The organism is Parasphingorhabdus sp., assembly GCF_048267785.1.
GTDB lineage: Bacteria > Pseudomonadota > Alphaproteobacteria > Sphingomonadales > Sphingomonadaceae > Parasphingorhabdus.
In genome coordinates this window covers 250,203-272,714 of sequence record NZ_JBLWWU010000002.1, presented here as the reverse complement: position 1 = coordinate 272,714, position 22,512 = coordinate 250,203, and the positions used below count along the sequence as shown (strand labels likewise).

18 protein-coding genes are annotated in these 22,512 nt (G+C 56.0%); 5 read left to right on the top strand and 13 right to left on the bottom strand.

From position 1 onward, the window contains the following. The first annotated feature begins 1 nt into the window (after position 1). The 3 genes from ACN0VD_RS03315 (at position 2) to ACN0VD_RS03305 (ending at position 3,258) form a co-directional block, all read left to right on the top strand. Positions 2-775 carry an SDR family NAD(P)-dependent oxidoreductase gene (locus ACN0VD_RS03315; protein ID WP_417591579.1) on the top strand — a complete coding sequence of 258 codons (774 nt, stop codon included), beginning with the start codon at positions 2-4 and terminating at the stop codon, positions 773-775. Between the two features lie 105 nt (positions 776-880). Further along, positions 881-2,152, top strand: coding sequence for a cytochrome P450 (locus ACN0VD_RS03310; RefSeq protein ID WP_417591577.1), 1,272 nt, complete (start codon positions 881-883; stop codon positions 2,150-2,152). A gap of 5 nt (positions 2,153-2,157) precedes the next feature. Continuing rightward, positions 2,158-3,258 carry a zinc-binding dehydrogenase gene (locus ACN0VD_RS03305; protein ID WP_417591575.1) on the top strand — a complete coding sequence of 367 codons (1,101 nt, stop codon included), beginning with the start codon at positions 2,158-2,160 and terminating at the stop codon, positions 3,256-3,258. A 6-nt stretch (positions 3,259-3,264) separates the two neighbouring features. Here ACN0VD_RS03305 and ACN0VD_RS03300 read toward each other — a convergent pair whose 3' ends face one another. From ACN0VD_RS03300 to ACN0VD_RS03270, 7 genes are all read right to left on the bottom strand, one after another. Next, positions 3,265-4,302, bottom strand: a complete 1,038-nt coding sequence (locus tag ACN0VD_RS03300) for an LLM class flavin-dependent oxidoreductase (RefSeq protein ID WP_417591573.1) — start codon at positions 4,300-4,302, stop codon at positions 3,265-3,267. Between the two features lie 17 nt (positions 4,303-4,319). Then, positions 4,320-5,822 carry a class I adenylate-forming enzyme family protein gene (locus ACN0VD_RS03295; protein WP_417591571.1) on the bottom strand — a complete coding sequence of 501 codons (1,503 nt, stop codon included), beginning with the start codon at positions 5,820-5,822 and terminating at the stop codon, positions 4,320-4,322. Positions 5,823-5,830: 8 nt separating this feature from the next. Then, on the bottom strand, positions 5,831-7,552 hold the full coding sequence (locus ACN0VD_RS03290) for a thiamine pyrophosphate-binding protein (protein ID WP_417591569.1): 1,722 nt from the start codon (positions 7,550-7,552) through the stop codon (positions 5,831-5,833). Next, on the bottom strand, positions 7,549-8,892 hold the full coding sequence (locus ACN0VD_RS03285) for an MFS transporter (protein ID WP_417591567.1): 1,344 nt from the start codon (positions 8,890-8,892) through the stop codon (positions 7,549-7,551). The genes ACN0VD_RS03290 and ACN0VD_RS03285 overlap by 4 nt, the downstream gene beginning before the upstream one ends. Before the next feature lie 7 nt (positions 8,893-8,899). Next, positions 8,900-11,137, bottom strand: a complete 2,238-nt coding sequence (locus ACN0VD_RS03280; protein ID WP_417591565.1) for a TonB-dependent receptor — start codon at positions 11,135-11,137, stop codon at positions 8,900-8,902. 203 nt (positions 11,138-11,340) lie between these two features. Then, on the bottom strand, positions 11,341-12,237 hold the full coding sequence (locus ACN0VD_RS03275; protein WP_417591563.1) for an alpha/beta hydrolase: 897 nt from the start codon (positions 12,235-12,237) through the stop codon (positions 11,341-11,343). Positions 12,238-12,353: 116 nt separating this feature from the next. Further along, a complete protein-coding gene (locus ACN0VD_RS03270; protein ID WP_417591561.1) occupies positions 12,354-14,096 on the bottom strand; it encodes an AMP-binding protein in 1,743 nt (580 codons plus the stop codon). A 342-nt stretch (positions 14,097-14,438) separates the two neighbouring features. Between ACN0VD_RS03270 and ACN0VD_RS03265 the strand changes: the two genes are divergently transcribed. Together ACN0VD_RS03265 and ACN0VD_RS03260 are read left to right on the top strand one after the other, a co-directional pair. Further along, positions 14,439-15,335, top strand: a complete 897-nt coding sequence (locus ACN0VD_RS03265) for an alpha/beta hydrolase (RefSeq protein ID WP_417591559.1) — start codon at positions 14,439-14,441, stop codon at positions 15,333-15,335. A gap of 261 nt (positions 15,336-15,596) precedes the next feature. Then, entirely contained in the window at positions 15,597-16,919 is a 1,323-nt protein-coding gene (locus ACN0VD_RS03260) for a serine hydrolase domain-containing protein (protein WP_417591557.1), read from the top strand. A gap of 294 nt (positions 16,920-17,213) precedes the next feature. Here the strand turns inward: ACN0VD_RS03260 and ACN0VD_RS03255 are convergent, their stop codons facing one another. Genes ACN0VD_RS03255 through ACN0VD_RS03230 form a run of 6 tightly spaced genes read right to left on the bottom strand, consistent with a single transcriptional unit; the run spans position 17,214 to position 22,499 of the window. After that, positions 17,214-18,155, bottom strand: a complete 942-nt coding sequence (locus tag ACN0VD_RS03255; RefSeq protein WP_417591555.1) for a Gfo/Idh/MocA family oxidoreductase — start codon at positions 18,153-18,155, stop codon at positions 17,214-17,216. A gap of 15 nt (positions 18,156-18,170) precedes the next feature. Beyond that, positions 18,171-19,016 (bottom strand): class III extradiol dioxygenase subunit beta, encoded by an 846-nt coding sequence (locus ACN0VD_RS03250; protein ID WP_417591553.1) that lies wholly within the window; start codon positions 19,014-19,016, stop codon positions 18,171-18,173. Position 19,017: 1 nt separating this feature from the next. Beyond that, complete coding sequence (gene ligA / locus ACN0VD_RS03245; RefSeq protein WP_417591551.1) at positions 19,018-19,422, bottom strand: protocatechuate 4,5-dioxygenase subunit alpha; 405 nt, start codon at positions 19,420-19,422, stop codon at positions 19,018-19,020. Continuing rightward, positions 19,419-20,441, bottom strand: a complete 1,023-nt coding sequence (locus ACN0VD_RS03240; RefSeq protein ID WP_417591549.1) for an amidohydrolase family protein — start codon at positions 20,439-20,441, stop codon at positions 19,419-19,421. Before ACN0VD_RS03240 ends, ligA begins: the two co-directional genes overlap by 4 nt. Then, positions 20,438-21,286 (bottom strand): DUF1932 domain-containing protein, encoded by an 849-nt coding sequence (locus ACN0VD_RS03235; RefSeq protein WP_417591547.1) that lies wholly within the window; start codon positions 21,284-21,286, stop codon positions 20,438-20,440. The genes ACN0VD_RS03240 and ACN0VD_RS03235 overlap by 4 nt, the downstream gene beginning before the upstream one ends. 46 nt (positions 21,287-21,332) lie before the next feature. Continuing rightward, complete coding sequence (locus tag ACN0VD_RS03230; protein ID WP_417591545.1) at positions 21,333-22,499, bottom strand: LysR family transcriptional regulator; 1,167 nt, start codon at positions 22,497-22,499, stop codon at positions 21,333-21,335. Positions 22,500-22,512 lie beyond the last annotated feature (13 nt).

Sequence of the window (22,512 nt, the reverse complement as noted above, 5' to 3'; positions counted from 1 at the left end):
CATGGCCACCGATTTTTTGAATTTTGACAAAGGCGCACAAGCGATCGTCACCGGCGCGGCCAGCGGCATTGGCGAAGCAACGGCGCGCTTGCTCTGTGCGCAGGGACTGACTGTAATCGGCCTGGATATTGACGGCGAGAGGCTGTCCGCGCTTGATATGGGTGACCGTTTTCACCCGATGGTGGCCGATACTGGCAAGCCCGATGCGATCGAGGCCATGTTCGGCGAGCTTGCCGAACGTTTTGGACCAATTGGTCATCTGGTCAACAACGCAGGGCCACCCAGTGCCTTGCCCCTAACGATTGAAGAGGGTCTGGCCCAAACCGCAGGCAGCGTCCAGCGCATGACAGCGGCATGGGAAGCCGGCCTGCCGGCCACGGCGGAGCAGGCGAGCGTTGTAAACGTAGCTTCGGTGGCCGGTGTAGCCTCGGGCGGTCCCCCGCCTTCGCTTATTTCCGGACGTGGCGGCGCAGCCGATAACGGCTGGTATCCAACCGGCAAAGCAGCCGTAACGGGGCTTACACGGTGGCAAGCCGTTTCCAGCGCAGGAAAATATCGCGCCAATGCGGTCGCGCCCGGAATCACCATGACTCCTCGTCTTGGCGACATTACGGGCGGAGCATATGGTCGGGACGTTCTGGCCCGCACGCCCGTTGGCCGGCTTGCCACTGCCCCGGAAGTTGCCAATGCGATTGTGTATCTGCTCAGTCCGGCCGCTTCCTATGTCAACGGCCAAACGCTCATCGTCGATGGCGGTGGCACGCTTGCCTTTTAAGTCGGCCGGATTCGCGACACGCGGCCTTTGCTAAATTTGTTCGCGCCTGTCGGCGATCCCAGGTGTGATGATCCCATGATCAAACCGATGTTGAACGGAGACCCAATGATTGATTCAAACGAAAATAAAACCGAAAAAGGGGTCGGTGAGGCTGCTTGGGAGCAACCCACGGCCCACCGCACAGGTGCCGGCCAGGTTACCGATCCTTACCCCCATCTGGCGGAACTTCGCCGGGAAGGGCCGGTCCATTCCGGGTCATTTTTCAACCATTTCAACGTACCGGATCCGACCGCCGAAGTATGGCCGGATGCAAAACGATTCATAACCGTTGGCTATGCCGAGACCGAACAGGTTCTGAAGGATAATGTCACTTTTTCGAATGCCGGCATCCGCAAGATGACCGAATATGTTTTCGGCAGCGTTTCCCTGATGGGCTCCGATGATCCGGAGCATCGCAAATTTCGTTCTCTTGTCCAGCCGGCCTTCGGTCGTTACGGACTTGGCAAATGGAGTGCCTTTGTCGCCCCCAGACTCAATCAATTGATCGATCGTTTTGAAGATCGCGGGTCGGCTGACCTCTATTTCGAATATTGTGCCGAGTTTCCTGTCTATGTGATCGCCATGACGCTCGGTGTTAAACCGAAAGATATTCCGCAATTCCATGAATGGGCCACCATGCTGCAGATCGCAGCGGCGACCCCCGATGAAGCCCGGGCGGCCCGCCTGTCTGTTGAAGACTATATGCGCGAGATCATCAATGATCGTCGCCGGTCACCGAGAGACGATGTCATCAGCATGTTGCTGGAACGTGAAATCGAAGAGGATGGTGAAAAGCACAAGATCACGGAAAAGCAGTTGCTTGGCCTGATTTGCAATCTGCTTCCGGCGGGTTCGGGGACGACATATCGGACCTTGGGTATATTGCTCGTTACCTTACTTGAAAGACCTGAACTGCTAGAACAGCTCTATGATAATCGTCATCTCGTCCCGCCAGTTGTGGATGAACTGCTTCGTTGGAACGGCCCCGTCCTGGTTGCGCCTCCACGCCTCGCCACTTGCGATGTGACGGTTGGCGGCGTTCATATTCCGGCTGGGTCGATTGTCGAAGCCGGAATCGCGGCTGCCAATCGCGATCCGGCGGAGTTCGATGATCCGGAAACCTATAATCCTCACCGCGAACGGCGCGCTAACCTGGCATTTTCTACCGGTTCGCATTTCTGCATGGGCGCGAAAGTAGCGCATATGGAACTTATCACAGCAATCAATACATTGCTCGATCGCCTGCCCCGCTTGCGGCTTGACGAGTCAAAAACGGCACCCGAAATTACCGGCCTGTGGTATCGCATGCCGACCAGCGTACCGGCGAAATGGGGATGAGTGTCATGCCGCCGATTAAAGCCGCCATATTTACCGAAGCCGGAGATCCCTTGGCTCTCGAGAGCATCTCCCTCCATCCGCTCGGACCACAGGATGTGCGGGTCAAAATTACAGCAACATCCCTGTGCCAGACCGATGTCGCCATTCGCCGCGGCGATCATGCCTATGGTGCACCGATCATCATGGGCCATGAAGCAAGCGGGATCGTGCAGGACGTTGGCGTTGCGGTAGACCGCTTTGCCGTCGGCGACACAGTGATAAGTTCGTCGGCACCAAGCTGTGGCAGCTGTCTCCAATGTACCGCCGGCAGGCCACATATTTGCGCCCTGTCATCCAGCGTGCGAACAGTGCCCCGCGCTTCCAGGGCCGACGGTTCCGTTGCAACCGGACTTTTCGGTCTGGGAACATTTGCCGAAGAAATGGTGGTGAACCAGGCATCACTGGTCGGTGTCGACACCAATCTGCCGCCGGAATCGCTTTCCCTTATCGGATGCGGTGTCACCACCGGCTTGTCAGCAGCGCTGAACCGGGCTTCCATTCCGGTCGGCGGATCGGTCGCCGTAATCGGCTGCGGAACTGTAGGCCTTTCCTCCATAATCGGCGCACGTATCGCTGGCGCGACCACGATCATCGCCGTCGATCCTTTGCCGGAGCGACGCCTCGATGCCCAGCAGCGCGGCGCCACCCATGTGGTTGACAGCAAGGACCCTGACCTTGTCGGTGCCATCAACCGCCTGACGGCCGGTCACGGCGTGGATGTCACGATCGATGCCGTGAGTCGCCCGGGAACAGTGACACAGGCCCAAGCCGTAACCCGTCGGGCCGGTGAAATTATTATGATCGGGATGCCGCCGAAAGAGGCAACATTTGAACTGGCCGCTTTGCCGTTTTTCTTGTCCGAACATCGCTTGTCCAGCGCGTTGTTCGGATCGGCCAATATCCGCAGGGACTTTCCAGCCTTTGTCAGGCTAGCCGAACAGGGACAGCTTGATCTTGCCGGATTTGTCAGCCGCACATTGCCATTGGATCAGGTCAATGAAGGGCTCGACATGCTAGAGCGGGGCGAAGTGCTGCGCGCCGTATTGCTTCCCGGCGCGCAGCAATAATTCCTCTTACTCTGCTGCCATTGGTTTCGCCTCAGTCTGCTGTGCAAAGGCAGGCATCACGTCACGGGCAAAGAATTCGAGCCGTTCCAGCCCGCCGGTCGGGTCGTTGAGCAAGACATAGTCCACACCAACATCCGCGAGCTCGTTCAAACGTGCGATACAATCCTCCGGGGTGCCGATTATCGTCGACGCTTCCGTGCCTTCGCGTGAGCTGTCGAGCATTTTCGACCCAACAACCGGAGCATTTTCTTCGGTTCCCGGCACCCGGGCCGTTGCAGCCAGAGCCTCGATCGCGGTCAATCTCTGCTTGATCTCGGTGTCGCGCTGATCATTATTCTCTACTAGAAGCAACCCGCGCGTTACGGCTATCTGACCGGGCAATGCCGCAATGCCATTCTGGCGCTGTTCGTCGCGGAACCAGCCAATCCGGCGGCCAATGGTTTCCGTGTCGCTAAACTGATCGAGCAACATTGATTGGCCTTTTGCGGCGGCCTTGCGGACCGAGCCCTCGCTTTGCGCCGCGACCCAGATTGGTGGATGCGGAAGCTGAACTGGTTGTGGTTCAACTACGACATCCTGATATTGCCAATACGTGCCTTTGTGCGACCATCGTTTCTGCTCGGTCCAGCTTTTGAGGATCAATGCGATTGCTTCATCAAAACGTTCCTGCGCGGTTGCCGGATCGACCATGAAGCCATGAAATTCATTGGGCCGATATCCTCTGCCAATACCGAAATCCAATCGGCCGTTCGAAACCAGATCGACGGTAGCAGCCTGTTCCGCCAACAGCACAGGGTTATGCCAGGGCAAAACGGTTACACCCGTTCCCAAACGGATCTGTTTGGTCAACCCAGCGAGATAGCTGAGCAATGTGATGGAGGCACTGAGTTGCCCCATGCCGGTGAAATGATGTTCTACAAGAAACAGTGACTTAAATTCGAGTTCATCTGCCCGAACGACATAATCAATAAAATCACGATAGGATTGGCTGTCACCGGAATGTTCGTCACCGCGAGCGGCACCACCGAAAAGTCCAAATTTCATGTTCATACTCCTTTGATTTATTTTTGATTGGCCTGAACCGGTTGTTGCAAGGCCTGGTCCAGCCGGGCACGCAGTGCCGGCTTGTCGATCTTTCCAGTAGGATTGCGCGGCATCTCGGTGATGAAATGAAAGGCTGTTGGCACCTTGAATCGCGAAAGTCGCTCAGCCAGCATGTGCGGAAGCAATGCTTCCAATTCTTCCAATTCCTTGCTTTCACCCGCCACGATAAAAGCCACCGGCACTTCTCCCATCACCGGATCATGTCGACCGACGACCGCGGCATCGGAAACGAGACCGGTAGCAATCAGCGCATGTTCGACCTCGGTCGGATAGATGTTTTCACCACCCCTGATGATCAGATCTTTCTTCCGACCGGTGAGAGTCAGCCAGCCGTTGGCGTCGAGCTGTCCCATATCACCGGTTCGAAGCCAGCCGTCGACGACGGTTTCGGCGGTCGCTGCGGGTTGATTGAGATAGCCGCGCATCACATTGCCACCGCGGATTGCCACTTCGCCCAGTTCGCCTGGCGGCAAAGGCTGGCAGTCTTCGTCGATAATCCGCACTTCGATATCCGGCATTGCCTTGCCAACGCTGCCAGGGCGACGTGGTCCGTCCAGCGGATTAAGGGTCGCGCCGACGGTGGACTCGGTCAGGCCATAACCTTCGAGAATGGGGAAGCCATAGCGCGTTTCGAATGCGGCAATGGCGGGAGCGGGCATCGGGGCCGCACCACAGATTGCAAATCGCAGGTCAGGCGCAGCATCAATCACTCCGGCCTGTTCGGAAAGCAGGATGAACATCGCCGGTACGCCGGAAAAATAGGTGGCGCCGGAGGTCCGAACATTATCCCAGAAGGTTGCCCGGTCAAAGCCCGGCAGCAATCGGACCGACCCACCTGCAACGAGCGGCGAAAGCACGCTGACGATCAGGGCATTGACGTGAAACAGCGGCATCGCAAGTAGCGAGTGATCCTCCGGGCCGAGACGCAGGGCCTGCCGGATTGAACTCGTCATTGCTGCGATATTGGCATGATCAAGCATTACACCTTTTGGCTTGCCGGTGGTGCCACTGGTATAAATGAGCAGGGCGAGATCATCCTGCCGGGGAAAAATGTCGCTGTTGTCGCCTGACAGACCGGTCCAGCTGTCGAGGTCCAGCTTCGGGATATCGACAGCGGCAAGAATTGCTCGTGATCCTTCGTCAACAAGAACCACCTTGGCGGCAGAATCGCTCAGCTGGTGCATCGCTTCGTTCACGGTCAAAGCCGGATTGATCGGCGTGAACGCCGCCCGGAGCTGCCAGGCGGCATAAATTGCGATGATGATTTCAATACGGTTGGGCAGCATCGCGGCAACGACATCGCCTTTGCCTACCCCCGCTTTCGACAGGGTCGCTGCGAGACCGGCCACCTGCTCTGCAAATGCAGTCGCATCCATCGCCACCCTGTCATCGGCGATCAGCATGCCGCCGCCCCTAGGTTGCATCGGTTTCAGAAAATGATCGGGAGCGCTGCTGGTCATCGCCTGCTTCAGCCCATTCCGTAGGCGCCATAGGCGGACGCTGCCGAAGGGTCGAGTGCCCCGAAATCCACGCTGGGCGAAGCCATTTCGGAACTGGCGATCTCGATGATTACCGGCCCTTTGATCTGCCACGCGCTCTGCAACGCTTCCGATGCTTCTTCGATGGTCTCTGCCCGGAAAGCGGCGGTTCCCATTGCCCGACCCATGGCTGAGAAATCCACCGAACCGAAGGTCGACCGTGGCTGGATGCCGAGCATTTGCTCGCCCTGCATGATCCAGCCAAAACCGGCGTTGTTCAAGATAACGAAGATGATCGGCAGTTGCAGGCGAACGGCCGTTTCAACTTCGCCGATCCAATAGGATGTCGCGCCATCCCCGGAGATCGAAACGACATGGCCAGCCTCCGGATGCTCTTCCTGTAGCGCCACAGCTGCACCGATCGCCGCCCCTCCGGCCCAGCCGATACCAGCCAGACCGCGCGGAGCCAGATATTTCCTTCCCGATCCACGAACGCGGTAACGTGAAGCCGCCCAACCCGACGCAAGGCTCGCGTCGGAAACCATGACCGTCTGCTCGTCCGCCATTTCGGAAATCAATTCGATCACCGCTTCCGGCGCCACCCGGTCATCATCCTCTTTCGTGCCGGGTTGGTCTGGAATTTCCGACGCATCAACCTGCCAGTTCTGGCAACGCGCAATAGAACCCATCGCCTCGCGGATATGAAGCGCCGTTCGCCCTGCGTCCGCACAAATGGACTGGGACACCGGCATCGCTCGGCCAAGTTCTGCGCCATCGCTGTCCACGTGGATGAGATGCTGAGCGGGTGACGGCAACCGCCAGAGAAACGAGTTGAACTGGGCAAATTTCGACCCGAGGATCAGAACGACATCAGCTTTTTGCAGCGCCACACTGGCCGCTACCGAACCAAACACTCCGACGACACCCCGCGAAAGCGCGTGATATTCGTCGATCACACCCTTGCCGTTGATCGACGTTACGACCGGGATATTGTGCATTTCGGCAAGCGCCGTAATTTCGTCGCGATAAAGACTGGACATCGCGCCACCGCCAGCCAGGATGATCGGGCGCTCAGCGCCGGCCAACGCTTCAACCGCAAGAGCAACAGATTCGGCCGACGGATCGGTCGCATAACGCGGCCATGTCCCGGCCTGAAAATTTTCTCCTGTCTCATCCAGTTCCGCCGCCGCGGTAAACACGTCCTCGGGAATCTCCAGCGTCACCGGACCTGCGCGACCGGTCACGGCAACGCGAATGGCGGAATCGAACGCCGACCCCAATGAGTCGGATGAGTGAACCCGGACCACCTGTTTGGAGACCGTTTCCATCAACGCCCGCTGTTCCATGGCTTGCGAGGCAACGCCACGGTGGCGCAGATGCTCCCTTTCGGTCTTCACATCGGCAACGATAGCCAGCACGGGCACTCCCGATGCGTAAGCCTCGGCAAGACCGGAAATCAGGTTGGTTGCGCCGGGGCCTACCGTGGCATCACATACACCGATCCGTCCTGTGACCCTTGCATAGGCGTCCGCAGCGCACGCCGCATTGCGCTCGTCGCGCATCAGCACATGGCTGAATCCACTGCGCCGGGCAGCACCATAGAGAGGAATGGTCTGGCCGCCCGGTACGCCGAAACAGACCCGCGCACCAATATTGCGGAGACGAGAGATGAGCGCGTCACCGACATCGGTCGACGGGGAAGAAGAAGTCATAGCAAGTCCTTTGACAAAAGTGATTCGTCCGAAATGGTTCGGCAAAGTTGCGCAAAAAATTTATGCGTGAGAATGAAGAGCACCACTGATCCAAGCCCAGCACCGATCGTCAGAACGACCATGCCTTCGGCGAGATGGGATGAGCCGCCAATCGCGTCAGACACCATCGCGATAACAAGCGGGCCGAGTCCGATGGCAATCAGGGAATTGATCAATGTATAGCCGGCTGCGAACAGTCCGGTATTGTGACGGGGAACGGTCCAGTTGATAGCGAAAACAGCGTATGTTCCGGACGGGACAATGAAAAAAAATGCCAAAGCTACGAGCGGGACGAGCAAGTAGACAGACTGTGCCGAGAAAGCCGCAAGCAGGATTAGGGAGCCGATCGCAACCGACCCCGCTGCCAGCAATGGCAGATCGCCTGAACGACCCCGCTTTTGCAGATAGCCCGCGAAGCGTGGTGCGAACAGAAGACCAAACAGAGCTGCGGTCACGCCTGCGACACCAAACAGCATCCCCGCATTACCGGGATCCATCCCGAAATCACGGACCATGAGACTGGGCAACCAGGAACTTACCCCCAATCCGATTGCTTGCCCAAAGGATGAGGCGAGGAACAGCCAGAAAAACAGTGGCCCCCAGCGTCGCAGGAAAACATCTTTGGAGCCTGGAGCCTGCTTACCCTGAACTGCATGGCGAGGCACCTCCCGAACGACCATGGCTAATAACGCAGCGATCACAAGGCCTGGGACAGCGACAATTACAAAGGTCGCACGCCATGGGTCCATGACGTAACCGAGAAAGGAAACAGGAGAATCGCCTAGCCACTGGACAACGACGCCGCCAAGGAAAAATGCCCCGAATGCCCCGAAAACACCGAAGGCGATAAACGTACTGGTCGCCGCCGCTCTGCGTGCGGGCGGAAAGAGATCGGCGATTATCGAAATAGCCACGGGAAACAACGCTGCTTCGGCAATTGCAACACCGATCCTGAGCCCCGCCACCGTTTCGAAATTCGGAGCAAATCCCGTAAGAAGGGTTGCACTCGACCAGATTGTGACAGCCGCCAGAACCAGTCGCGTTCGATTAAAGCGATCGGCCAGCCAACCCATAGGTATGGAGAAAATACCGACAAATATCGCAAATGCGGGACCAAGGAGTAATCCAATGGCGGTATCGCTCACCGAAAATTCGGCCCGGACCGGGTCAACGAGCAGGGTAAGGATCAGACGGTCGAGATAGGAGACGACGTAAAGCAGACCGAGCAACAGCACGACAATTGCATTCCGCCTTGCCCGCAACCGCGTTACGACCGTTTCCTTTTGAGCGAGGGATGCCATCTATCGGCTAAAAGCTGAAACGTCCGCGCAAACCGACTTGTCGCCGGTCAGCGGGATATCCGACATAAAACCCGGTTGACAGTGGTGAAGGATAGACGAAATTGACATATTCCTGATTGAACAGGTTTCGAGCGAAGGCCTCGAGCAGGAACCCGCTTTCCGTCTCGAAACCAAGTCGGGCGTTGAATACGGTACGCGCGCCTTGGTAGGCAGATGGATCGAGATTCTGCTGGAAGAATATATCGCTCTTATAATTACCGTCGACCCGTACAAACCCCTCCATGGATTGGCCCAGAGGTGCACGATATTCCGCCGAAGCGCCAAGCGTTACCTCGGGTGCGTGCGAGAGGCGCTTGCCGGAAAGATCGCAAGGCAGCGGAATTCCCGGGGGACATGTGCCATTCGGAAAACGAACGTAGCGGGCCTCGACATAGCTGGCCTGAAACTGCAGCGTAAGACCGTCCGTCGGTAAAGCGGTGAATTCAATCTCACCACCCTTCGTACGGAACAGGTCGGCGTTGCTGGTAATCAGGTTGAGACCATCAAAACCTACCGCCTGAAAGTTCGAATAATTGGTAAGGAAGAGCGCAGAGCTAAACTGTACGCGGTTGTCGAACAGGCCGCCCTTCAATCCAATCTCGTAGTTGGTGTTTTTCTCGTCTTCAAACTCGAAATTGTTGAAGTCCGGCAAGCGAGTCAAATCAAACCCACCCGGTTTGGAACCGCGAGCAATACTGGCATAAACCGTCAGATCATCGTCCAGTTCGTAGCGGGCATTCACAACCCACGTAAAATAGGACTCATTACGTGACCTCTGGATATTGCCAAGTGTGCCGAAGGCGAAGTTGGTAGATGTCTGAGTGAAATCGATGTCCTGCTCTTCCCGCGTGTAACGACCGCCCGCCGAAAGAGTGAACCGGTCGGTCAGGTTAAGGTCAATATGCCCGAACGCAGCATAGGAGACGTCATCAAGCACGGACGAAATCGTGGTATCGCCAACTTCACCGGGCATGATCAGGAACGCGATATCCGCGCCCGGCTGTAGAATTTCCAGATTGGTAGACGTGCGATCAAAATAGTAGAGACCGAAGACATAGTTCAGCAATCCGGTCGACGGCGAGGTCAACCGAATTTCCTGGCTCAACTGATCATGCCGCTGATCGATAAAGAAATTGTCGAGCACGCTGAGCGGTAGCGAATCGATATCGCTGATCGGATTGATATCCCACCGTCGCCATGCGGTGACCGAGGTTAGCGTATGGGACCCGAGTTCGAGATTGATCTCCGCCGAAATGCCTCCGCCCTGATGGTGGTTGGTATTGGTCGTATTCTGAATTGTTTCATGAGAAAATGGAGCCCCCTCTGGAACGAGCGGTTCGATCGGTACGCCGAAAATATTGGCGCCCGGCAAAGTCACCACCGGAATGGCAGAACAACATTCGCTTCGTTCCCGGTTATAATCACCGGTCAGCGTCACGTCGATGCCGTCACCTTCATAATATAACTTGGCCCGCGTACCCAGCCGGCGCAGATTGTCGACCTTGCGACCGGTCGTTACATTTTCTGTCAATCCTCCGCGGTTAACACTATAGGCCGAGAGACTGAATCCCAGCGCATCGCGAACAATCGGAGTTGAAATACTGGCTCGCAACTCACGCTGAGCGTGGTTGCCAAGCATACCCTCAAGAAATCCACTGGTCTCGTCGAGCGACGGCCGACGGGTGACGATATTGATCAGTCCTGACGCCGTATTTGCGCCGAAAAGTGTTCCTTGGGGGCCGCGCAAAACCTCTACTCGCTCAATATCAGCGAGTTCACTGGTCGCCGCACCATAGCGCGCAAGAAATACGCCATCGAGAAATACCCCGATTGAGGATTGTTTACCAGGATTGTCTTGCTGCGACGCCACGCCGCGCAAAGTCATCCGCCCGACACGCGAATCCCCATATTGTTCGGAGGTAAAGCCGGGAACAATCTGACTCAGATCATGAAATTGGGTCACACCAGAGTCCGCCAGTTCATCACCGCTGATCGCCGTAATGGAAATCGGCACGTCAACAAGCCGCTCTTCGCGCTTCTGCGCGGTCACAACGATCATCGGCGCGCTGCTATTCGACGCGCCAGCTTCATCCACAGCTGAGGTTGATACGGTATCTCCATCCTGCGCCATCGCTGATGTCGCATAACTGGCCAAACCGATGACACTCATACTCGCAAATGTGCGAATCGCTAAACTAATTTTCATATCCCACTCCCTGACATTGCCGACTACCGGCCGGTCTTAGGAGCTTAATAATCTAAATGATTAGAATAAATCAATAACAATCTTATTATTCGCAATAATTAGCGGAATTGCAGCGTTGATCAGCCTTGAGGACCGACGAATCGGTCAAAGTCCAACGGCGATTTCTGGGATTTTTCAGACTGTAATCAGGCTTTGCGAGCCGGTCAGTTCCTGGCGAGATTCGCTCGGCTAAACCGCGCAAGTTGCGAAATGGCTTTCGCAGATTCGGGTATAAAGTCGATTGCGTGCCAGACATGTGGCATGCCCTTCCAAACTTCCAGTTGCACGCTGCCCGCGCTTGCCTCGATGCCGCGCGCTATAGCTTCGGCATCGTGACGAAGCACCTCATTGCTCCCGACTTGAATCAAGATTGGCGGCAGCCCATGGAGATCACCGAATACGGGCGATATACGCGGATCACGCGGCGAATATTCGCCATAATAGGCAGGCGCGAGCGCATTCAGCACGTCGCAGTGGATCATAGAATCCCGTGTTGCGTTGGGGCGGGTTTCCGATGTCGCAAGAGTCAGATCGGCCCAAGGAGAAACCAGCGTCGCACAGCGTGGCAGAGGAAGCCCTGAATCGCGAACAGCGAGCAACATCGCTAATGCAAGACCGCCGCCCGCAGAGTCGCCTACAACGACCATCTTCTCTGGCGACACTCCGGTTTCCAGAAGCCAGCGATACACAGCCAGCGCATCATCAAAAGCTGCGGGGAATGGATGCTCCGGGGCGAGCCGATAGTCGAAACTGAGCACCCGAGCGTTGATTTTTTCGGCCATGCTCCAGGCAACGTGCCTGAAGGATTTCAATGTCATCGTGCAATATCCACCGCCGTGGATATAGAACACGACATCGTCTGTTGTCCCACCTGCATCAGTCCACTCGCCCGGAAGAGCTCCGATATTGACCGGTGTGAGCTGAATGTTCGGGGGGATAGGACGCACACGATCCGCAACCTTGTTCACCTTCACCAGAATCTCTTCGACCGAGAGCCCCGCCGAACGATTGCGTACGAACTGCCGATATAGGAACGTTAGAATTGTCGATCGGATACTCATGTGGATTGCTCCGCCAGAAATGCCAAAAAATTTGCGGCACCCGCGCCATTAAATAGATAAATGATTTATATGTCAATTCTTGCGGTTGATGAGAATTCGGAAGCAATGTCAGTATGTCAGAACAGCACAAACACTGATCCATCTGGCTTATCGGCGTATAGCTGATCGACAAGATCCGTTCTGTTCTCGATAATTTTTCTACGGACCAGGCTCCCCTTCTCCGATATTTCTGACTCGGCGGGATTCGGTGGGGGAACGAGCGAAGCCAAACGTCGTATCCGCGACGCTGTACCCTTTTGACGAGTATTGAATTCGCGTACAATGGTTGCAATCTGATCCATTTTCTCTGTGCTGGCTTCGTCGTTTGGCCAGACCAGCAGCGACAGATATGGTTTGTTTTCGTCGCATAAAACGACGTCCTGGACGAGAGGGGTCAAGGCATCGAGAAGCTGTGTCCGCAATTGACCGCCATAGACCCAAGTTCCATTGGAAAGCTTGAACTCTTCGGTTTGTCGTCCTGCAAACACCAGCCCAAGTTCAGGACGAGCGTCGTCCTGAAAACGAACCAGATCACCGGTTCGATAATAGCCATCTTCATCAAAGGCCTGCGCCGTAAGTTCCGGCTCATCAAGATAGCCCAGCATTATGTTGGGGCCACGCAGCAAAAGAGCGTAACGCCCCTCAACGGGGACAAGTTTCATTTCTATTGCCGGCGCCGGCAATCCGATCCCGACCTTGTCGCATTCGAAGTGGATACTCAGGCAGCCGGCGACGGTTTCGGTTGCTCCATAGCCTGTCGTCACCGGAATATACCGTCCGGTTTCCCTGAACGCCATTTGTTGCAGCCGGTCCTTGACTGACTGTGGAAGCCCCGCCCCTCCGTAAATCATGATCCGCATGCGCTTGAAAAAGGTTTTCCGCATTTCCGCGTCATTCTCCAAGGCGTCAGTCAGCATCGAATAGCCGAGTGGGACATTGTTAAAATAGGGGACAGATATCTCCCTTAGATTGCGGACAGTTTCTCCAAATAGATCAGGAGTCGGCTTACCCCCGTCAATGTATAATGTTCCACCAAGCATCAGACTGGCGCGCAGGACCGCCGATCCAGCAGCGTGGTTCCAGGGCAGCCAATCCAATGAAGCTTCATGCCATCCGACAATTGGGCCGAGTGTGGCTAACCCCTGCGCGGTATTTGCTGCCATATTGGCCAGTGACTGCTTCACCAACTTGGGCAATCCGCTGGAACCCGACGTCATCATCAGGCAAGCCGTCCTAGAAACGTCCAGATTGTTAATTGATTCGTCTATCGCAGGGGATGGCTTGGTAGATGTAACTTCGCCAATAGCAGTGCTTCCGGAAATCGCTGTGCCCGCTGTGATGACGGCACATTTCACATCAATCACAGAGCGGACAGAATCAACTATTTGCCGACTATTATCAACATATACTGCCGCCGGTTTGGATTTCGCCACGATATGACGCAAACGAAGCAGATCATCGTTAGCTAATGCGGTGCCGGTGCCGACAGGAAGAACTCGCAGGCCAGCCGCCAATCCGGCAACAAAAATGATCGCCACCTCCGGGCTGTTGTCGGCGACGATCATCAAGGTCGCCCCATGCGGAACCCGGTCGATCAACCATTGCCCGGCACTCCGAACCTGGGTCGCAAAATCTTTATATGTCAGGAACCGCCAACATCCTGTGCTCGTTCGAGCAGCAAAGGCGGCTTTATCTCCAGTACAGCGAGCGCGCTCCATGATGACGCGCACAATATTCGGTTCGTGCTCGGGCAGTATGTTGTTCGAACGCAGCAGAATCGTGCCATCTGGCTCGCGCTTGATGTCCAGATCAACCGGCATGAAACTTTCGCCACCGATATTTTCGTTGGAAATTTGCTTTAACATAATCAGATATATAATTAATATATTTAAAGCGTCAATCCTGTCCGTTCTCACTTAATGCCAATCGAATGAATATGAGGCCGCTGATCAAAGAAATGCTGCCAGATAATGTACTTTTGCCAAGTTCGCATCGACTCATCGTGAGAAGTCCCATAGCTTCCTCCGCGGAGTGTGAGATTAAGAGAGTCGTCTGCTTGCGACCAGCTGTCGAAAGACAGGAGCAAAATTCACGGCAAGCAGGTTGAACGCATGGCTTGCATAATTCCCTGCGCAGCTCGTAAACAAGGGATGGAGGGGTATATGGCTAGTGTCGGTGCAAAAGCGTTTAATCTTGTCCTGCGTTTCGGAGGCATTGGAAAGGGCTTTCTTGACGAAAAAAATGCCCGGGCCGAGGTCGCAAAGGACCGAACCAAGGGGCCTGCAAAGCCCGGCAGCTGGATCCAGAAAAACTGTGAATTAGAGGAATTCCGGATCGACGGCCATCCGAACTTCACCATCACGCCTTGCAATACCGATTCAAATCTGCACGTCATTTTCTTCCATGGCGGCGGCTATGCCTACAGCATCACAGATTTTCACTGGAAGTTTATCGCTCAATTGATCAAGCGGACGGGAGCATCGATCACGGTGCCTCTTTATCCCAAGGCTCCCGAACAGGATTGGACAGCCTCCTACCCGGTCATGCTCAATCTGTACGACCAGTTGCTGGACAAGGCTGATCCTAAAAACATCGTGTTTATGGGAGACAGCGCTGGCGCAGGATGGTCGCTGGGCCTCGCGCAGATGTTGCGGGATCGGGGCAAGCCCCTGCCCGGCAAGCTTGTTCTGCTCTCGCCCTGGCTGGACGCGGAGGCCAAAAACCCGATGCAACCGGCAATCGAGTCAAAGGATCACATTCTCTCGATTGATGGCATCCGGGCAATGGGCCGCTGGTGGGCCGGACCTGACAATGGGCCAGCGGATTTTCCAATCAGCCCGATCCATGCTTCATTGGAGAATCTGCCACCGATGATAGTTTTTTCCGGCACCCATGACATTCTGCATCCCGATACGCTGGCACTTCAAAGAAAGGCTGATGCAGCAGGTATCGCCCTCGACTGTCACATCTATCCCGAGATGCAGCACGACTGGATATTATTCCCCATCCGCGAAGCACGACAGGCTATCGATCAGCTGGTCGGGTTTTTGGAACGCTGAAATCTGGAGCAGCCAAACCGCTGCTCCGAATGCCAAAGTCAAGCGGGATGAATGCGCAAACGAATCGCGCATTTTCATACCGCAGGTCAGGGACCACTCGTCATTGACAGAGGCAGTGATTTTAATTACTTATATAATCAATTTTTCCCGGGTTACTCTTTCCAGAAAGGCGTCCTTTCCGCGAACGGACCGACAGCCCCCGACATGGAACGGGAAGAAGCCAGAATTCTACCGTCGCGACATTTGGGAATGGGACCGCATATGAAAAAATTATGTCTTGCAACAGCGCTTCTGACGACCATCACGAGCTTCACCCCGACTATGGCCGGAGAGCCCGGTCGCGACAACAGTTCCACGGACCCGGCCCGGATGGGCTGGATGAAGGGCAGCCCGCCACCGGCCGACAAGACGATCACATTCGAGAGCGGCGACCATCTTCGTTTTCCGCAGATACGCTGGGCCGTCGCCCATTATCGGGAATTGCTGCCGACTGTCGACGTTCCGCGTGGCCATGGCCCCGCTTCGGCTCTCCCGCTTGCGTTGCGCGAAGATATTGACGACGTGACCTTCCTGCCGATTGGCAGCGATAAACCGATGACCTGGGCCCAATCCCTGGATGCCAATTACACCGATGCGATCCTGATCCTTCACCAGGGCCGAATCGTTTATGAACGCTATTTCGGTGTAATGACGCCGGACCAGCCCCATCTCAATTTCTCCGCCACCAAATCCTATACCGGCACGCTGGCTGCCATTCTGATCGAAGAGGGAAAACTGGATGAAACGGCTCCGATCTCGCGCTACATACCCGAATTGAAGGACAGCGGTTTCGGCAATGCGACCGTCCGGCAAATTCTGGATATGACAACGAACATCGCGTATTCCGAAACCTATGCTGGCAATAGCGCCGATTTCGCCCGCTACACCTATGCCGCGAAATTCGGCCCCCGGCCGAAGGGCTATGAAGGCCCGACCAATTTGTTCGACTTTCTGAAGACCATCAAGGCGGCCGGCCCGCATGGTCAGCATTTCAGCTATGCATCAGTCAATACCGACATCCTCGGCTTGTTGATCGCAAGGGTCACCGGCAAACCGCTGCAAACGGTATTGAGTGAGCGCATATGGCAGCCGCTCGGCATGAAAAACGACGCCTCTTTCACGATTGACGAGCAAGGCACAGCCATGGCCGGCGGCGGCCTTAGCTCTACATTGCGCGATCAGGCCCGTTTCGGCGAGATGATGCGCCTCGGCGGAAAATTCAACGGTCGACAGGTCGTCCCCGAAAGCGTTGTTGCCGACATCCGCAAAGGCGGCAACAAGGACTATTTCGCAGCCGCTGGCTACAAGGCATTGCCGAACTGGAGCTATCGCGGCCAGTGGTGGGTCAACCACAATGCCGACGGGGCCTTTTCGGCACGCGGCGTGCTGGGTCAGGCCATCTATGTCGATCCGAAAGCCGAAATGGTCATCATACGCTTCGCGTCCGGCCCGCAATGGAGCAACAGCTTCTACGATCCGACGACCCTCCCCGCCTACCAAGCGATCGCCGACAAGCTGATGGAAGATAATTCACGGAGCCATTGAAGAACAGAGCGTTAGCGATCCAATATGGCAACGCGTGAGGCTTTATATCGCCATCTGCCCGTGAGGCATTATATCGCCATCTGGAAGCCTGCTTTCGGAAATGGCATGATCCGGGCTACGGCAAACCGGATATTGATGCTTCACAGATATTGAGCGACTGGTGCAAATACCCCTTTCGCCCACGCCCGACATATCTCGCGGTCAATTGCTCGTTCCCGACGGGCCTGCACTGCGCCGCAACATCGTCCATGATGGTGCGGCGCTCGGATGGTCTGACTTTGCGGCGCAGACTATTTACGCGCTGAGCTGCTGTTCAAGATCATCGAGCACCTTGTAACAGGACAGCACTTGCGCGACGCTCGAATTCGGTTCCCGGCCTTCGCGGATGGCGGCGATGAATTCGCGATCCTGCAATTCGATCCCGTTCATCGAGACATCCACATTGGACACGTCTATCGGCTCTTCCTTGCCATTCACCAAATCATCATAGCGCGCGATATAGGTGCCGGTGTCGCCGATGTAGCGGAAGAAGGTCCCAAGCGGACCGTCGTTGTTAAAGCTCAGAGACAGGGTACAAATCGCGCCGCTTTCGGCTTTAAGCTGGATCGACATGTCCATCGCGATTCCGAGTTCGGGATGGACCGGGCCCTGAATAGCATTTGCCTGTACAATCGGCCCCGCCTGATAAGCGAACAGATCGACCGTATGGGCGGCGTGATGCCACAGCAGATGATCGGTCCAGCTGCGCGCCTCGCCCTTGGCATTGATATTCTTGCGACGGAAAAAATAGGTTTGCACGTCCATTTGCTGGATGTTGAACGAACCGGCAGCGATCTGATTATGAACCCATTGATGGGACGGGTTGAAGCGCCGGGTATGACCGACCATGCAGACAAGACCGGTCTCCTTTTGCTTGACCATCACCGCCTCGCTGTCAGCCCAGCTATCGGCAAGAGGAATTTCCACCTCGACATGTTTGCCGGCATTCATCGCCTTGATTGCCTGATCGGCATGCATTTGCGTCGGCGTCGCCAATATCACCGCATCAACATCATCCCGCTCGAGCATCGCTTCATAATCGGTGGTGGCAAAGCCGACACCATATTTGTCCGCCATCGCCTGGGTCGGCTCCTGTCGCCGTCCGACCAATACGGTCACTTCCACGCCTTCGATATTTTTCAGGCCATCAAGATGTTTTTCACCAAAGGCGCCGCCGCCTGCGAGTGCGATTTTCATGGTTTTTCTCCAGTCTTATAAATTGTCGGGTGCGAGCACGATATGCCCGATCGCGGTATTGCTGCAGGGTATGTGATAATGCCGGTGCAGGCATTTTGTGGTCGTGCCGAGCGCCCCGCGCATGATCAGCCACATCACCATCTCAATGCCTTCGCTGCCCGTCTCGCGCAGATATTCAATATGCGGGATATGCCGCGCCGCATCGCTGTCCCCAACCATCAGGTCAAGAAACTTGTTATCCCATTCGCGGTTCAGCAGCCCGGCACGCGGGCCCTGAAGCTGATGGCTCATCCCGCCGGTCCCCCATATCTGTACGTTGAGATCTTCGGGGAAGCTCTCGACTGCACGGGCAATTGCCTCGCCCAGTGCCCAGCAGCGATTACCCGATGGCGGGGGATAGGTCACGACATTGACCGCCAGCGGCACAACCTTGACCGGCCATTTGTCAGGCTGACCGAACATCATGCTCAACGGCACCGTCAGACCATGATCGACGTCCATCTCGTTAATGATCGTCATGTCGAAATCATCGAGAATCAGACTCTGCGCGATATGCCAGCCGAGGTCCGCATGACCTTCGACATCGGGCACCGGGCGCGGTCCCCAACCTTCATCGGCCGGCTTGTAATTTTCACCACAGCCGATAGCGAATGTGGGAATGAAATTCGCATCAAAAGCAGAAGCATGGTCATTATAGACCAGAATGACTACGTCAGGCTTCTCGTTCTCTTCCCATTGGCGGGTCCATTCATAACCCCGGAAAATCGGAGCGAAATAATCGTCCTGCGTTTTACCCTGATCGACAGCGACGCCGAGCAACGGGACGTGGCTGGACGCAACACCGGCTGTTATCCGTGCCATATCAATTGCCCTCCCTGATCGAACGATTGCCGTCAGGGGACCGTCCGCCATTCATCATCATCTCGCGATATTCGGGAAAGGACATGTCGGTCATTGTCGAAACCGCTTCGGCGAAACTGATACCGTCGGTCGAAAAAATCTTGCTGAGAAAATAGATGTTCCCGCCCAGTTCCAGCATCCGGTTATAGTCGCGGGCGAGCACGGCCTGCTTCTGTTCCTCAGACAGTGACCAGTCGTCCAGATAGGCTTGTTCATCGGCCTTCCAGCGTTCGCGATTGTCCGCCTTCATCAGGCTCATCGCAAACTGGTTGAGATGATAGCCTTGCCGCGCACGCGCTGCCGTGAACACCCTTGTACCGGGAATATCGTCAAACTCGGCGAGATATTCGTGGATATCCTGTTTCACAGATTCCGTTCCTTCAGCTGTGCATCCAGCCGGGGATAGACACGGCGCGCATTGCCTTCGAATATCGCATGGCGCTCGGCATCACTAAGATCGAGGGCATCGACATAACGTTTGGTATCATCAAAATAATGGCCTGTTTGCGGATCAATACCGCGCACGGCACCAACCATTTCTGATCCGAACAGGATATTCTTGTTCTTGATCACATCGGCGAGCAGGTTGATGCCCGGTTGATGGTAGACACAGGTATCGAAAAACACATTGTTCATCACATGCGTTGCCAGATCAGGCTGTTTGAGCATGTCGGCAAGGCCGCGATACCGCCCCCAGTGATAGGGTACGGCACCGCCGCCATGGGGAATGATCAACCGCAACGTCGGAAAATCCCTGAACAGATCGCCCTGGATAAGCTGCATGAAAGCTATGGTATCGGCGGCGATATAATAAGCACCGGTCGCGTGCATGGAAGGGTTGCAACTGCCCGAAACATGGATCATTGCCGGGACGTCCAGTTCAACCATTTTTTCATAGAATGGATACCAGAATTTGTCGGTCAGCGGCGGATGCTCGAACTTGCCGCCGCCGGGATCAGGGTTCAGATTGCAACCGACAAAGCCCATGTCGACGCAGCGCTCCAGCTCCGCGATGCTCGAACGCATATCGGCTTCCGGGGATTGCGGCAGCATGCAAACGCCAGCAAAAGTATCGGGATAAAGGCCGACCACCCGCCCGATCAGGTCATTGCAGACCTGCGCCCATTTTACCGCAACGCTCTGGTCTCCGACATGCGGCGCCATGGCAGACGCACGGGGTGAAAATATCGTCATATCCGCGCCGCGCTCTTTCAGAAGGCGTAGTTGGTTCGCTTCGATCGTTTCGCGAATTTCATCATCGGAAATATCAGGATAAAGGGGAGCCTCTTCACCGGATTTGAAAGCGGCCTTTTGCGCCTCCCGCCATTCGTCGTGCGCCTTGGGCAAAACGGTATAATGGCCGTGACAATCAATAATCATGGTCATTTTGCGATCGCCTTCAATTTCGCATCCAGTCCTGACGGTGGAGACTCCAGATTCAGTGCGCCAAGCGCTGCCTGCCGCGCAACGGTTCCGCGCGTCAGCAACGGCTCGACGCCCAGCGCTTCGAGTGTCTTGACCGCTTCTGCCATTTCTGCAGATCGCCGCGCGCCGTGGACCAGCATCCGGTCGAGCCGGTAATCCGCCTGGGCAGACCAGTCATTGTTAAAACTGCCCAGAACCTCATCGGTGACACCGGCTCGTTCGCAGGCGATCAGGCATTCGGCGGTCAGCGCTTCTACGCCTTTGTACATCACGGAGCGCAGCATCTTGATGGTCGCGGCACGGCCGATGGCATCGCCAACAATCCGGATATTTGTGAACCCCAGCTCTGCAAGCGCCTTGGCGCCTTCGTCGCAATGCGGACCGGAAATCAGCAGCGGGACGCTCGTTTTGGCAGGATTGACCGGTGACATGATGGCAACGTCGACATAGCGCCCGCCTGCCGTGTTGATGATTTGGGCAGCAGCCCTCTTGGTATTCGGAGCGACCGAATTCATGTCGAAGAACAAGGCGTCAGCCGCCAATTTCCCAGCTGCATCCTGCGCCGCCGGAAGCGCCTGATCGGCGGTAACCACGCTTATCACACAGCCACTGTCGAGCAACGCCTGCCGGAGTGAGGCGTAGCCGCGAACATCATCTTCGTCATAAAGCCGTCGGAGGTCCAGCAGATCGAACACCCGTGCCCGCGCCTGCCAGCCGCCCGCCCGGGCAAAGGTCCGCCCCGCTTCGCCATAGCCGATAAGAGTGATCGCCTGATTCATGAAGAACAGAACTAGGTCGGTCAGCAAAATCATGCCAATTGGAAGCTCGGAACCGATATAAGTTTTTATGAATTCAACTTGATTCCGATATCGCTTCCAATATCCTGATAAACTTGGTCTGCATGGCAGTTGGTCGCCACTCTGCACGGGTTGTCGTGCCGATAGTGCGAATAAATTCTTTGGGTATGTCTGCAATCCGGGACAGCCAGCCGGCCTCCAGTTCCACTGCCACCTGATCGGGTGACAATAGAGTCAGGAAATCACTATCGACCAATATCTGCCGTATCGTGATCACCGAACCGCACGCTATCGGAACATCCGGCAGCTTTATCGATCGTTCGGCAAACATCCGTACCCAGACGGCGCGCAGCGGCGTTCCGGTCGCGGGAATGATCCAGGGATAGCCAGCAAGCGCTTTCAAAGATGGCGAGCCTTTCGATGCCGGGTGATCCTTGCGGCCAATCACGACCGGGCGATCTTCAAAAAGCCGTCGCTGGCGAAGATCCGGACCTGGCGAGGGATCGCGCAGAGCTCCGATCATCAGATCTATTTCTCCGTCTCGCAGCGGTTCGATCAGCTCGTGGAAGGCGCCTTCGACAATGTGGATTGCCACATCGGGATGGTCGCGGTGAAAAGTGGCAACGGCCGCCGGCAAGATACGCGCCCGCGACAAGGGCATGGCACCAATGGCAAGCCGTCCAGTCTCGCGCCCGAGCAGAGCGGTCAGTTCGCTGAGGCCCGCTTCGAGTTCGGCCCGCGCCAGCCGGAAACGACGCACGGTGCGCCTGCCCTGCTCGGTCAGCGCGACACCCTTGCCGCGACGCTCGACCAGTGATTTTTTAAGCGCCACGGAAAGATCACCAACCGCCCGGTGCAACGATGGCTGCGCCAGCCCGGTGACCGCCGAAGCTCCGGAATAGCTTCCCGCACTGGCGAGTGCGATTATTGCGCGGATCTGCGTCATGGTGACCCGTGGAGATGCAATCTGGGTCAGCGCTGTTTCGATGCGCGGAAAAAGCAGCCGTCCGGCCTCGGTCGCAACCATCCCTTCGGTTCTCCGCTCGAACAGGGGCTGCGCCAGCTGCGTTTCGAGTCTTGCTATTCCCTGTGTAATCGCAGGTTGACTGATATGGATGGCCTGCGCAGCGGCCGAAATAGTTCCCAAATGCCCGATTGTGGCAGCAGCGCGCAGATGCCGCAGGTTGAAATCCCAAATATCCATTAGCGATAGAATTAGCATATAATTATATCTT